Source organism: Puniceispirillum sp. (SeqCode) (assembly GCF_965657105.1).
In the GTDB taxonomy this organism is placed as follows: domain Bacteria; phylum Pseudomonadota; class Alphaproteobacteria; order Puniceispirillales; family Puniceispirillaceae; genus Puniceispirillum.
The window spans coordinates 1-13,111 of record NZ_CBFHNB010000061.1; the positions used below are offsets into that span (position 1 = coordinate 1).

12 protein-coding genes are annotated in these 13,111 nt (G+C 48.5%); 8 read left to right on the plus strand and 4 right to left on the minus strand.

The window, feature by feature from the left end; genetic code table 11:
• Positions 1-49 precede the first annotated feature (49 nt).
• Positions 50-838 (plus strand): DUF502 domain-containing protein, encoded by a 789-nt coding sequence (locus ACTF7Q_RS08690; protein ID WP_438997448.1) that lies wholly within the window; start codon positions 50-52, stop codon positions 836-838.
• 76 nt (positions 839-914) lie between these two features.
• Here the strand turns inward: ACTF7Q_RS08690 and recG are convergent, their stop codons facing one another.
• Positions 915-3,005, minus strand: coding sequence for an ATP-dependent DNA helicase RecG (gene recG, locus ACTF7Q_RS08695; protein WP_438997449.1), 2,091 nt, complete (start codon positions 3,003-3,005; stop codon positions 915-917).
• A gap of 240 nt (positions 3,006-3,245) precedes the next feature.
• On the opposite strand from recG, the gene ACTF7Q_RS08700 reads away from it, so the two are divergent.
• Positions 3,246-3,509: a succinate dehydrogenase assembly factor 2 gene (locus ACTF7Q_RS08700; RefSeq protein WP_438997450.1), complete on the plus strand. Its 264-nt coding sequence runs from the start codon at positions 3,246-3,248 to the stop codon at positions 3,507-3,509.
• 7 nt (positions 3,510-3,516) lie between these two features.
• Positions 3,517-6,978: a transcription-repair coupling factor gene (gene mfd / locus ACTF7Q_RS08705; RefSeq protein ID WP_438997451.1), complete on the plus strand. Its 3,462-nt coding sequence runs from the start codon at positions 3,517-3,519 to the stop codon at positions 6,976-6,978.
• Positions 6,979-6,994: 16 nt separating this feature from the next.
• Here the strand turns inward: mfd and ACTF7Q_RS08710 are convergent, their stop codons facing one another.
• The gene (locus ACTF7Q_RS08710) at positions 6,995-7,648 is read right to left on the minus strand and encodes a DsbA family oxidoreductase (RefSeq protein WP_438997452.1); all 654 of its coding nucleotides are present in this window, start codon (positions 7,646-7,648) and stop codon (positions 6,995-6,997) included.
• Positions 7,649-7,768: 120 nt separating this feature from the next.
• Between ACTF7Q_RS08710 and ACTF7Q_RS08715 the strand changes: the two genes are divergently transcribed.
• The 5 genes from ACTF7Q_RS08715 to ACTF7Q_RS08735 all read left to right on the plus strand — a co-directional run bounded on the left by ACTF7Q_RS08715 (position 7,769) and on the right by ACTF7Q_RS08735 (position 11,508).
• Entirely contained in the window at positions 7,769-8,275 is a 507-nt protein-coding gene (locus ACTF7Q_RS08715) for a hypothetical protein (RefSeq protein ID WP_438997453.1), read from the plus strand.
• Between the two features lie 25 nt (positions 8,276-8,300).
• The gene (locus tag ACTF7Q_RS08720) at positions 8,301-8,939 is read left to right on the plus strand and encodes a glutathione S-transferase (RefSeq protein ID WP_438997454.1); all 639 of its coding nucleotides are present in this window, start codon (positions 8,301-8,303) and stop codon (positions 8,937-8,939) included.
• A gap of 72 nt (positions 8,940-9,011) precedes the next feature.
• The gene (pabB, locus tag ACTF7Q_RS08725) at positions 9,012-10,253 is read left to right on the plus strand and encodes an aminodeoxychorismate synthase component I (RefSeq protein WP_438997455.1); all 1,242 of its coding nucleotides are present in this window, start codon (positions 9,012-9,014) and stop codon (positions 10,251-10,253) included.
• A complete protein-coding gene (locus tag ACTF7Q_RS08730; protein ID WP_438997456.1) occupies positions 10,253-10,843 on the plus strand; it encodes an anthranilate synthase component II in 591 nt (196 codons plus the stop codon). Before pabB ends, ACTF7Q_RS08730 begins: the two co-directional genes overlap by 1 nt.
• A gap of 11 nt (positions 10,844-10,854) precedes the next feature.
• On the plus strand, positions 10,855-11,508 hold the full coding sequence (locus tag ACTF7Q_RS08735; RefSeq protein ID WP_438997457.1) for an aminotransferase class IV family protein: 654 nt from the start codon (positions 10,855-10,857) through the stop codon (positions 11,506-11,508).
• Positions 11,509-11,522: 14 nt separating this feature from the next.
• Here ACTF7Q_RS08735 and ACTF7Q_RS08740 read toward each other — a convergent pair whose 3' ends face one another.
• Both ACTF7Q_RS08740 and glnT read right to left on the minus strand, forming a co-directional pair.
• Positions 11,523-12,170 carry a helix-turn-helix domain-containing protein gene (locus ACTF7Q_RS08740; protein ID WP_438997458.1) on the minus strand — a complete coding sequence of 216 codons (648 nt, stop codon included), beginning with the start codon at positions 12,168-12,170 and terminating at the stop codon, positions 11,523-11,525.
• A gap of 27 nt (positions 12,171-12,197) precedes the next feature.
• The coding region (glnT, locus tag ACTF7Q_RS08745) for a type III glutamate--ammonia ligase (RefSeq protein ID WP_438997459.1) at positions 12,198-13,111 on the minus strand (914 nt) is incomplete at its 5' end.

Consider the following 13,111-nt stretch of genomic DNA (forward strand, 5'->3'; position numbering starts at 1 on the left):
CTGTGTGAACCGTCTGTAGCTGTTTATATAGATCAAATAGGGGATAAAGATGGGGCGCATTAGATCATGGTTTTTCACTGGGCTCGTTGTTACAGCACCAGTTTTGCTGACAATTTACATTACCTGGTCAGCGATTGAGATCATTGATAGTCAAGTGGCTAATTTACTGCCGCATTTTGCCGAGACTGCCTATAGCGATATTCCGGGCACAGGATTGCTGATCGGGGTTGCGCTGATCACAGTTATCGGTGCGCTTGCTGCCGGCTTCATGGGGCGTTGGCTGATTAGTTTTGGCGAATCACTCTTGAACCGTATGCCGGTTGTAAGGTCAATTTACGGAGCGACAAAACAGATACTGGAAACCGTTGTTTCAGCCCAATCAGACGCGTTTCGTGAAGTTGTTTTGGTTGAATATCCACGTAAGGGGTTATGGGTTATTGGCTTCGTCACGGGCAATACCAAAGGTGAGGTCGATACGTTGATCGATCATGATATGGTCAATGTCTTTATCCCGACAACACCTAACCCAACATCAGGGTTTTTGCTGTTCTGTCCCAAAAAGGAAGTCATATTTCTGGAGATGGAAGTTGAAGAAGCGGTCAAGATGGTGGTGTCTGGTGGCATTGTGACACCGCCTGATCGCAGTGGTGGCAAGACAATAGCCAAAACAGCTGCGCCTAAGAAAGCCGCACCCAAAACAGCTACGCCAAAAAAAGCGAGCAGCAAAAAGTCTAGCTCTGCGCAAGTGGCGGTGAAAAAAACGACAGCAAAAGCCGTGACCAAGAAAGCGGCACCCAAGAAAGCCGCGCCCAAAAAAGCTACAGCTAAGAAACGTTAAAACGCGACATTATAGCTTGATGATGGCTTACGTTTGATTGTGGCATTTCATTGGGTGGCTGATTATGGTGCCTTCACTAGCCTGCGGCTAGATAGCGAACCGCGCTATCGCGTTCAAACAGGCTAAGTAACATATCACTGTAGGTCAAAGCGCTGCCGTCAGTTGCCATGCGGCGCGCTTCGGTTCGTGCAAGCGATAGCAATTCAGCATGTGCGCCCAGATCGGCAAGAATGAATTCTGGCACACCAGATTGTCGTTGCCCCAGAAATTCACCAGGCCCACGTAATTTCAAATCTTCTTCAGCGATAACAAAGCCATCTTCGGTATCGCGCATGACGGTTAATCGTGTCTTGGATGTTTCGCTGATAGGAGGCGCATAAACCAGAATACAGCTTGATTTATCGGCACCCCGTCCAACCCGGCCACGAAGCTGATGGAGTTGGGCAAGGCCAAATCGTTCGGCATGTTCAATGATCATGATACTGGCTTCGGGCACATCAACGCCAACTTCGACAACGGTTGTAGCCACTAGAAGTTGCGCGCTTCCATCACGAAATGCCTGCATGGCCTCGTCGCGCTCAGCGGCTTTCATTTTACCGTGCGCAAGGGCAATCTTATGCGCAGGTAAAGCACGAACAAGACTGGCAAAGCGGTCTTCGGCGGCGGCGATATCGAGTTTGTCGGATTCTTCGACAAGTGGGCAAATCCAGTAGGCGCGTTTACCAGCATCAAGGGCGCGTCTGATTCCGTCTATCACCTGATCAAGCCGGTCATTAGGTATTACCCGTGTATCAATAGCTAGGCGACCAGCTGGTTTCTCATCAAGCCTCGATTGCTCAAGGTCGCCATAGGCTGTCATGGCTAGGCTACGCGGGATCGGCGTGGCTGTCATGACAACGACATCGACACCATTTCCCTTTTGCCCAAGAATAAGGCGCTGGCGAACGCCAAAGCGATGCTGTTCATCAACCACGGCCAGCCCAAGATCGGCAAAAGTAACATTCTCGGATAAAAGCGCATGTGTGCCAACAACAATATCGATAGTGCCGTCAGCAAGGCCAGATAGTGTGTCTTTGCGGCCTGATCCAGTGCGTCCCTGGCCAAGAAGCAGGCTGGCGCTTTTGCCAATGGGCGCAAGCATCTTATTCAGACTTTTATGATGCTGGCGTGCTAGCACTTCGGTCGGTACCAGCAAGGCTGCTTGTGAACCGCTTTCAACGGCATGCAGCATTGCTGCCAGCGCAACGAGTGTTTTACCTGAGCCAACATCGCCTTGCAGCATGCGTAACATGCGTTTATGCGATTCCTGATCGGATTTAATTTCTGCAATCGCGTTTGTCTGGGCGTTGGTTAAGGCAAAAGGCAGACTATCTATAAGAGCCGTAGTCAAGCTGCCTGTGCCAGCAAAGATACGGCCTGGCACCGTATCGGCAGCTTTTTGGCGCACCATGTTGAGTGCGATTTGATTAGCTAGCAACTCGTCAAATGCCAGCCGCGCGCGGGCGGGACTGTTTGGTAGTAAATCGGCTTCATTTTGCGGTGCATGAACAGTGCGCATGGCGGTGGCAAAATCTGGCCAATTATTCGTGGCCATGATTGAAGGCGGGATCCATTCGGGTAAAGTGGGTATATTTGCTAATGCCGCGGTGATAGCGCGACGCAGAACCTTTGGTGTCAAACCAGCGGTGAGCGGGTAAACCGGTTCAATTTCCGGCATGCTAGCCTTTTCATCTGGTTTGATTACATAGTCGGGATGCGCCATCTGTACACGGTTATTAAAAATTTCGGTGCGGCCACTGATAATGCGGCGCTCGCCAACAGGTAAAAGCCGCTGGATATAATCATCACGCGCGTGAAAGAAAACCAGCTCTAATGAACCTGTATTATTCTGGCAAAACACTCGCCATGGCCGACGAACACCTCGGGGCGGTTTGTCATGCTTGACGACAATAATGTCAAATGTCGCAATAGCGCCGTCAATAACAGCATCCAGCGGTGGTTTCTGCCTACGATCAACAATAGCAATAGGCAGATGCCGCAAGACATCAATCACATAGCTACCAATACGCTTTTCCAGAATGGAGGCAAGCTTAGCCCCGACACCTGGCAAAGACGTAGTTGCCGCGAAGAGCTGAAACAGTTCTTGTGGTCGCTTTGGATGCACCATGAGGTTCCTTGATTATCTGGGCTTATCTGGGCTTATCCGGCGCTTTCTTTCTATCCGTTATGTCAGTCTAACGCATTACCCGCCTTGTTTCAAAAGATATGCCATCCGTATATAGGCATTAATAAACTGCGCATTGCCACCTCAAAAAACCATGCAGGCTTTGCAGTGCAAGCGCGTTTCATGCTATGGCAGTTGCGGTGATGAATGAAACCGTCCGAACCTAAGTTAAGTGAGTTTATAATGACATCAATAAAGCTTTCCAATCGTGCCCGCCGTTTGATTTATCAGGCCAGCTATACCGGTATGAAGGAGACTGATCTGCTGCTGGGGCATTTTGCCAAGATGCATCTACCAGATTTAAGTGAAGATGAACTGGATGATTTTGAAGCCTTGCTCAAGGTTGGGGATCCCATCATTTACGCTTGGGTGATGGAAAAAGAACCTGTTCCCATGCAGTATAATACACGCGTTTTTCAGCTCATTAAAAAGTTTAAAAAAATATAGCAATTATATGAATTTCATAAATAAAATTAAATTAGATGACTCGTTGTGGGGCTGTCCTGATGGTGCGCATATGCTGGCGGTCGCTGCGCTTGCCAAAGCCGAGGGACAGATTCTTTATGTGGCACGTGACGATGCCAGACTGGCTATGATGCGGGATGCGTTGGCGCAGCTGGCGCCGTCATTAGATATTCTGGTCTTTCCGGCGTGGGACTGTCTTCCCTATGACCGGTTATCACCCCAGGGCGCGCTAGTTGGGCAACGAATTGAAACCTTGGCAAGACTGGCGTCAGAGCAACTAGCATTAACGGCAAATACAATCGTGCTGACCACGGTAAATGCCTTTCTGCAACGTGTCCCCCCACAAAGTTATTTTGAAGAAAGCTCGCTTCATATCACTGTCGGGCAGACGATTGAGCCATCAACCTTGGCGGCGTTTCTGGTCAATAATGCGTATCTGCGGACTGATACGGTGCGCGAAACAGGTGAATTTGCCGTGCGTGGGGGCATTGTCGATGTGTTTCCCCCTGGTCATGCCAATCCAGTGCGGCTTGATTTCTTTGGTGATGACATCGAGACAATGCGCAGTTTTGACCCATCGAACCAGCGCAGCATTGGTAAGGCGGATCGTTTGACGTTACATCCGGTCGCTGAATTCCGCTTGAATAGTCAGACTGTGGAACGGTTTCGTACCAGCTATCTGGCGACATTTGGCGCGACTGCCAGTCGTGATGCGCTTTATGAGTCAGTATCGGCAGAACGAATGCATCCTGGAATCGAACATTGGTTGCCGCTTTTCCATAGTGAGATGGTGCGGTTGACTGATTATTGCCCGGACTGGCCAATCATTCTGGATCATGAGGCTCAAGCCGCCTGTGTTGCGCGTTTTGAGCAGATCGCCGATTTTTATGAGGCGCGCGCTGATAGTGGAGATGATGGCAGTAGCCCTTATCGCCCGCTTGCTAGTCAGGCACTTTATCTGGGTCCAGATGAGCTGGAAGAACTTTCGGCAAAACAGCATGTCTGCAGTCTGCAGCGCTTTGCCGCGCCAGATGGCAACGGACAGCATCAGGATGCCGGTGGTCGCCCCGGACTGACATTTACCACAGCTCTGGCGCGTGGGCAGAGCGCGGTGGTCGAAGCTGTCGAAGCCATGCAGGCCGAAATGAACGGTCAGCGTCGCCCGATTGTTATTGCGGCGGCAAGTGAAGGCGCGGCTGTCCGCCTGGACGAGTTGATTGGCGAACATATGGGTCCAGGGCATGTTACGCGCATCGACAGCCTAAATGCAGCAAAGCCAGGTAGTATTCATATCGTCATCTGGTCACTTGATGCAGGTTTTCAAAGTAATCAGCTACTGGTTATTGCCGAGGCGGATATATTCGGCCAGCGATTATCAAGGCCGCAATCCAAGCGTGGTAAAGGTGATGACTTTCTTCGCGAGGTCAGCGCACTTGAAACAGGCGATTTGGTGGTGCATGCCGAACATGGGATTGGCCGCTATGATGGTCTGGTTACTATCAATAGCGCAGGCGGTGATCACGACTGTTTGCATCTTGTCTATCATGGTGGCGATAAGCTTTATCTTCCAGTTGAGAATATTGAATTACTGTCACGTTATGGCAGTGGCGGTAGCGCTAGTGACGCACAGCTTGATAAGCTTGGTGGCGCCGCATGGCAAGCGCGCGTTGCACGTATCAAAGGCCGGGTCAGGATTATGGCCGAACAGCTAATCAAGATCGCTGCCCAACGGCATACGGCCAAAGCCGAGCCTTTGCTGGCCACTGATGGGCTGTTTGCAGAATTTTGTGACCGTTTCAGCTTTGTCGAAACAGATGATCAGTTGAATGCCATTCAAGATGTTATTGATGATCTGGCTTCAGGTAAGGCAAGTGACCGTCTGATCTGCGGTGACGTTGGTTTTGGTAAGACTGAAGTCGCTTTGCGCGCGGCGTTTATTGTGGCGATGGCAGGGTATCAGGTTGCGTTGGTAGCCCCCACAACGCTATTAGCGCGCCAGCATGGCAAACAATTTGCCGAACGCTTTGCCGGCTTCCCGCTTAAACTCGGGGTTCTGTCGCGCATGACATCTACGAGCGATGCCAAGCAGATCAAAGAGGATCTTGCATCGGGTGATGTGCAGGTCGTTATCGGGACGCATGCTTTGCTGGCCAAATCACTATCATTCAACAATCTTGGTTTGCTGATTGTTGACGAGGAGCAGCATTTTGGCGTTGGTCAGAAAGAACGTCTCAAAGAAATGCGCGGTGATATACATGTGCTGACTTTGTCTGCAACGCCTATCCCGCGTACCTTGCAAATGGCGTTATCTGGTGTCCGTGAAATGTCATTAATCGCGACACCTCCAGTTGACAGGTTGGCGGTACGGACCTTTGTTGGGCCATGGGATGGCGTCGTGTTGCGGGAAGCCATTCTGCGTGAGATGTTCCGTGGTGGTCAGATATTTGTTGTATGTCCGAGGATTGATGATTTACAGCGGGTCTATGACCGCGTGCGTAATCTTGTGCCAGATGCCCGCATATTGTCGGCGCATGGTCGGATGCCTGCCGCTGAGCTAGATGATGTGATGACAAAATTCGCCGATGGTGAGGCTGATATCCTGCTTTCAACCAATATCGTTGAGTCTGGTATCGATATTCCATCGGCAAATACGATGATTATCCATCGGGCTGATATGTTTGGGCTTTCGCAATTGTACCAGCTACGAGGACGTGTTGGACGTGGACGACAGCGTGCTTATGCTTACCTGACTTCGGATCCAAACCGTATTTTGACGCCACAAGCGCGGCGGCGGCTAGAGGTGATGCAAACACTCGATACATTGGGTGCCGGATTTACTCTAGCATCTTATGATATGGATATCCGTGGTGCTGGCAATCTGCTTGGTGACGAGCAGTCAGGTCATGTGCGTGAAGTTGGTGTGGAGCTATATCAGGAAATGCTACGCCAAGCGGTCGATGCCGCAAAAGCAGGTGATATACAAGACGGCGAAGATACGGTGGTCGAATGGACGCCGCAGATAAATCTCGGGCTGGAAGTGCGCATTCCCGAAGCCTATGTCCCTGACCTGACTGTGCGTCTATCGCTTTATCGTCGTATTGCTGGGTTGAGTGATATGTCTGAAATCGATGCCATTTTGGCGGAGCTTGTCGATCGATTTGGGACGATGCCGGACTCAGTACGTAATCTATTTGCGGTGATCGAAATCAAGCAATTATGCAAATTGTCGAATGTTGAAAAAATTGATGCAGGGCCAAAAGGTCTTTCAATCGGTTTTCGAGACAATCAATTTGCCAATCCCGAACAGCTTGTTGGCTGGATCGCAGCCCAGCAGGGTCGAGTACAGTTACGTGGCGATCATAAATTAATTATCAAGCAGACGTTACCGCAAGCGTCGGGTCGTGCGCCAGTATGTAAAGGGATTGTCCAAGAGCTGGTTGCGCTCATATAAGCCATGACATATTCGGCTAGCTAGCAGCGGCATCAATCGCCGGTAGCAGATGATCAGCTTCATGGGCACCGGCAACGGCATATGAACCGCCAAAAATAAAGTAAGGCACACCATCCATATTCAATCTTCGTGCCATAGCCAGATCATGTTCTTGTTGGCGATCAAAGCTTATATCGTGCCGTGTTGCGATAAGTTCAGCATATCCTGCTTCGGCTGCCAGCCTATCAAGAACATCGTTATCACCGATATCCAGCCCCTCAATAAAATAGGCAGAATATAGGCGCTCGCTGAGGATCTGGCTGTCTGTTCCTGCCGCTAGAAGTAGTTTATGGGCATTCCGACTATTGGGTGTTTTGTCGATAGCATCGAAATTGAAGTTGATACCCGTATCAAGACCGGCTTCGGCAATGCGGCCATAGACTGCATGAGCTGAATCACCAAACTTTGCACGAAGATAGGCCTGACGGTTCATGCCATCGGCAGGCATATTGGGATTAAGCAGAAAGCATCTCCAGATATATCGCGGGATAATATGTGGTCGCCTGGCAAAGGCAGCGTCAAGACGACGTTTGCCTATAAAGCACCACGGGCACACAATGTCGGCATATATTTCAACATCGACCTGTATGTTCTTATCGTACATAGTGGTCATATTGGTCATTTCAGTCATTGATAACGGCCTATTTTTGTCTTTGAAAATTCAAGGATACATGGAAATCAAATATCCAAGATGGTAAAATGCCTAGGTCTTTCACGGCAAGTTAAAATTCGTAACGCGAATGAGGCGATAATGGATAAAAATGACACCAAAGACATTGATCACGTCAGTATTGCACGTGATATGGATCGTCTTCTAGCGTGCAAAAGCCTGATTGTTACAACGGCTTTAGCAAATGAGATTCCTGAAATAGGCACAGCACCTTTTATAAGTCATGATGATTATTTATATATATATCCTAGTCATTTATCAAAACATACTCGTGTTTTGCTTGAAACAAAAAAAGCGCATTTTATGCTTTGCCAAGACGAATGTGATGCGCAGAATATCTGGGCACGGCACCGGCTGAAATTTACTGCGGATATATGTGAAATTGCCCGTGATGATGCTGATTTTTCCTTGTTATGTGATAAGTTTGAAAGTGCATTTGGCTCAACGATGGGCTTGATCCGTGACTTTGCCGATTTTCATATGCTAAGACTTAAACCGGTTTCAGGCGTTCTGGTGCTTGGTTTTGCCAAAGCCTTTGAGGTAAAAGGACCCAATTTTGAAATTGTATCACATTTAAGAAGTGCATAACCGGAATAGAGCAAAGGATATGAGAATGCCTATTCTTTGGAGTTTCAGACGATGCCCCTATGCGATGCGGGCGCGCCTTGCTATTGAAGCCAGTCAGCAACATGTAAAGCTCCGTGAAATTCTGTTGCGTGATAAGCCTGATAGTTTTATTGCGATATCGCCAAAAGCGACTGTGCCTGTTTTGCAATGTGATGATGGCAAGGTTATTGAAGAAAGCCGTGATATCATGTTCTGGGCGTTGGAACGAAATGATCCTGAGGGGTGGCTGGATATCTGGCGGCAGAGTCCGGCTGATGTCACTATGTTACTAGATCGTCTAGATGGCGCCTTTAAGACTAATCTTGACCGTTATAAATATGCAAGCCGTTATGATGCTGATGCAGCCCTGAAACATCGTGATGCAGGCGTTGTGTTTATTTCTGAGCTTGATAGTATTCTGGCGCAGAAACCCGCATTGTCGGGAGACAGGCTTGGTGTGCTTGATTTTGCATGTTTGCCATTCATTCGGCAGTTTCGTATTGCCGATAGTATGTGGTTTGATGAACAGAGCTGGCCAGCTTTACATAAATGGCTGCAAGGCTTTTTAAGCTCGTCGCGCTTTGAAAGGGTGATGCAAAAATATTCTCCATGGCACGAGGGTGAACAAGGTGTAGATTTTCCATAACAGGGCATCTAAATAGATGCTAGGCGAATTTGATGTGCCATTTTATGAATTTACTGCCAGTTTGAGATTTTGATGATGTCTTCATATTTAAATACATTGCGCGCACCGCTTCCCTTTGTCCTTCTTGATGCCAATTATCACGATGATGACATTTCCCATCTGTTTCGGGATCCGGTCGAGGTTATTTCAGTCACCGGTGATTGCGACATTTCCGCAGCAATGGCACGCCTCGAACTTGGGCTTGATAATGGATTGTTTGCCGCAGGTTTTGTTTCCTATGAAGCTGCAAATCAATTTGATCCAGCGTTAATTACCACAGGTGCTGGTGATGCGGAGGAGGTGACAATCTGCTTTGGCCTGTTTCGAGAGCATATAGAATTAACCCGAACTGAGGCTGACAGTTTGATGGCAGCAGCGGCCAAAGGCGGTGAGTTTCATCTATCGCTACCACATAGTAGCCGCGATATGGAAAGCTATCTGGATGATATAGCGGTATTGCAGACGCATATAACCGCAGGTGATACTTATCAGACAAATTATACCTACCGCATGTTGGGAGATATGCAGGGTGACCGGCTAGCACTTTATGAAGAAATGCGCCACCAACAACCTGTATCCTTCGGAGCTTTTGTTCAATTGCCTGATGTACCTGTGTATTTATCGCGCTCGCCAGAGTTATTTTTCCGTAAAAATGGTACCCGGCTTGTCACACGTCCGATGAAAGGTACAGCCCCTCGCGGGGCCAATGATGCTGAAGATCGTGATATTGTGCATGCAATGTTGCAAGATGGTAAAACCCAATCGGAAAATACGATTATTGTTGATTTGCTTCGGAATGATTTTGGCCGTGTGGCGGTCACCAATAGCGTATCTGTTGACGCGTATCTCTCAACTGAGCGCTATAAATCTGTACATCAACTTACCTCGACAATTAGCTGTGAGGTGCCGGCTGATTTATCGATCAGCGATCTTTTTGCAGGTGTCTTTCCCTGTGGTTCTGTCACCGGTGCACCAAAAGTGCGTACTATGCAAATCATCAGTGATTTAGAAAAGGATAAGCGCGGCATCTATACAGGATCGATCGGTTATATTCTGCCAAATCGTGATATGTGTTTCAATGTTGCCATCCGGACCTTATCAGTCAGTGCTGATGGCCATGCAGAAATTGGTGTTGGTGGCGGTATTGTGCATGAATCCGATGGGGACACCGAATTTGCCGAATGTGCGGCTAAAATGGCCTTTCTTGAAAGGGTGATGGCCGCTAGCACGCCAGAAATGCATCGCTCACCTTTGGCCAAGCTACAGGCCGGTTGATGATCACCATTATCGATAATTACGACTCATTTACCTATATCATCGCCCAATATTTTGCTGCGACAGGTATTGCCGTTGACGTGCATAAGAATGATGTGGCCACAGTCCAAACAGTTATCGATAGTGCGCCGATAGGGGTGGTGCTATCGCCTGGGCCAGGCCGACCGGAGGATTCGGGCAATAGTTTTGATATTCTGGCGGCAATCCGTGGTCGGGTGCCGGTGCTTGGTATTTGTCTGGGGCATCAGATCATAGCCCGTTCAATGGGTGTTGAAGTCAATGCCGCAGCGCGGATTTCACATGGTAAAGCAAGTGCGATTACACATCATGGCAAAGGGCTATTTAAAAGCATAAAGCAAAATACAAAAGTTGGACGTTATCACTCTCTTTCTATTAATAAAAGCACAATCAGTAAGTCTCTTTCTATTGTCGCTGAAACAGCAGATGACATAGCGGAAATAATGGCTGTAGAAGATTTGTCAGCGCATATTTACGGGGTGCAATTTCATCCTGAATCAATCATGACCGAGGATGGTATGACGATGGTCCAGAATTTTGTCCATATATGTCGAAACGCCAAGCTCAGTTAGGCGGTCAGGATATGGTGAATTTTCATATTTTCGAAACCATGCGCTGGCGTCCATCTGGCGAGTTTGACCCAGGAGGATTTGACCGTGGGAATGCGCATTTACGCCGGATGGCATCGTCTGCGCGGCGTTTTGGCATGCCGTTTGATCCGCATGCTATTCACGCCACGCTTGATAATGAACTGAATGGTATGCGTGCTGATAAGCGGGTGCGCGTCGCCTTATATGAAGATGGTGAGCTGGTCGTAGATGTTGCAGATGCGCCGCCTGAGATTGCGTCGAAATGGCGAATTGGGCTGGCCGCAACACAGCTGGACGCTGATGATATGTGGCTACGGCATAAAACCAGCAACCGACAGCTTTATGAAGAGGATAGGGCGGCATTCTGCAGTGGCGCGTCGGCTCAATTTGACGAATTGCTTTATCTTAATCAAAACAATGAAATATGCGAAGGGACGATCACGTCGCTATTTATTGACGATGGCAGTGGTATGTTGAAAACGCCTTCACTTGAATGCGGACTTTTGCCCGGCATCCTGCGTGAGACAATGGTGCAAAATGACAAAGCGGTTGAGGCGGTGCTCACACTGGACGATGTGCGTGGTGCAGACAAAGTGTTTGTCGGCAATTCGTTGCGCGGATTGATTCAAGCGGAACTAGCATTTTAACAAATGCTTTGATGTCAGGTCGCCTGAGGATAGGAAATGACCGACAGATAGCGCGCTGGCAAAATATGCAGGATTTCGGGGCCATGCGGGGCATCAGCGTCAAAAAACAGCGTATCTCCGGGTTTCAGAACATAAAGATGGTCACCATGCCGGTAGCTCACCTCACCTTCAAGCATATATAGCATTTCAATGCCGTCATGCTGAAAAGTTGGAAATATGTCTGATTCCTCATTCAAAGTGATCAGATAGGGTTCGACCATAACACCGCTGGCATTAGAGCCTATGTGACCAAGTAGGTTATATTGGTGGCCAGCCCGCGTACCAGCACGCTCCATTTCGACGCCTTCACCTGCCTTGGTATGAACCGCTGTGCGGCTTTCTTCAAAACGCCGGAAAAATGATGTCAAGGTGACGCCAAGTGCATTCGACAAGGTTTGTAACGTTGATAAAGATGGCGAGGTGTTGCCATTTTCGATCTTTGATATCATGCCGATCGAAATGTCTGTCAGCTGCGCGAGCTCGGCAACCGTCATTTTCTTTTGCCGCCGATGCGCGCGTATCTCGCGCCCAATCGCTATTTCGAGAATTTTTTCGCGTTCATCCTTAAGACGATGTGGATCTTGATTAAAATTGGCTGACACGATGAGTTCACTTTTTGTCATTCAGAATTGAGAGCATAGCAATTAGTCTCAAATATCTAAGGTGTTTTCTTTTTCCCAGCTTGAAAAATGCGAAACATAGGCGTTCCATTCCTGCATTTTCATTTTGATATAGGCAGATGAAAATTCATCTCCCATGGCTGTTTTGAGGCCTTTATCTTTATCATAGGCACGTATGGCATCAAGCAGATTAAGGGGCAGTTTTGGCGCGCCTGTAACTTTATGTCCTTCAGCATACATATCAATATCCCAGCGTTTGCCAGGATCTGCGGAAGTGCGCACGCCATCTAGACCCGCTGCAATAATGACTGCCTGTAAAAGATATGGATTGGCGGCACCATCGGGTAGCCGAAGTTCAAATCGCCCTGGCCCTGGCACCCGCACCATATGTGTTCGGTTATTGCCCGTCCATGTGACCGTATTGGGCGCCCAAGTGGCACCTGACACCGTGCGGGGGGCATTGATACGTTTATAGCTATTGACGGTAGGGTTGGTAATGGCAGCAAGGGCGCTGGCATGTTTCATAATTCCGCCAAGGAAATTACGTCCTTTGTCAGACAAACCAAGCTCTTTACTATCGTCGGCGAACACATTGGTCTTGCCTGTCTTGTCCCATACCGAAATATGCGCATGACAGCCATTACCGGTGAGTCCTTCGACAGGTTTTGGCATGAATGTCGCGCGATAGCCGTGTTTCTCGGCAACTGATTTGGTCATGAATTTGAAAAAGCTATGTTTGTCGGCGGTGTTTAGAGCGTCATCAAATTCCCAATTCATCTCAAATTGACCATTGGCGTCTTCATGGTCATTTTGATACGGTCCCCAGCCAAGCTCAAGCATATAATCACAAATTTCAGCAATAACATCATAGCGTCGCATGACCGCTTGCTGGTCATAGCATGGCTTTGATGCGGTGTCGAATTCGTCTGAAATTTGCGACCCAT

Excerpts from the sequence above, each read along its gene's own strand:
- ACTF7Q_RS08690 (WP_438997448.1), top strand. The coding sequence starts at position 50 with ATGGGGCGCATTAGATCATGGTTTTTCACTGGGCTCGTTGTTACAGCA.
- recG (WP_438997449.1), bottom strand. The coding sequence starts at position 3,005 with ATGGTGCATCCAAAGCGACCACAAGAACTGTTTCAGCTCTTCGCGGCA.
- ACTF7Q_RS08700 (WP_438997450.1), top strand. The coding sequence starts at position 3,246 with ATGACATCAATAAAGCTTTCCAATCGTGCCCGCCGTTTGATTTATCAG.
- mfd (WP_438997451.1), top strand. The coding sequence starts at position 3,517 with ATGAATTTCATAAATAAAATTAAATTAGATGACTCGTTGTGGGGCTGT.
- ACTF7Q_RS08710 (WP_438997452.1), bottom strand. The coding sequence starts at position 7,648 with ATGACTGAAATGACCAATATGACCACTATGTACGATAAGAACATACAG.
- ACTF7Q_RS08715 (WP_438997453.1), top strand. The coding sequence starts at position 7,769 with ATGGATAAAAATGACACCAAAGACATTGATCACGTCAGTATTGCACGT.
- ACTF7Q_RS08720 (WP_438997454.1), top strand. The coding sequence starts at position 8,301 with ATGCCTATTCTTTGGAGTTTCAGACGATGCCCCTATGCGATGCGGGCG.
- pabB (WP_438997455.1), top strand. The coding sequence starts at position 9,012 with ATGATGTCTTCATATTTAAATACATTGCGCGCACCGCTTCCCTTTGTC.
- ACTF7Q_RS08730 (WP_438997456.1), top strand. The coding sequence starts at position 10,253 with ATGATCACCATTATCGATAATTACGACTCATTTACCTATATCATCGCC.
- ACTF7Q_RS08735 (WP_438997457.1), top strand. The coding sequence starts at position 10,855 with ATGGTGAATTTTCATATTTTCGAAACCATGCGCTGGCGTCCATCTGGC.
- ACTF7Q_RS08740 (WP_438997458.1), bottom strand. The coding sequence starts at position 12,170 with ATGACAAAAAGTGAACTCATCGTGTCAGCCAATTTTAATCAAGATCCA.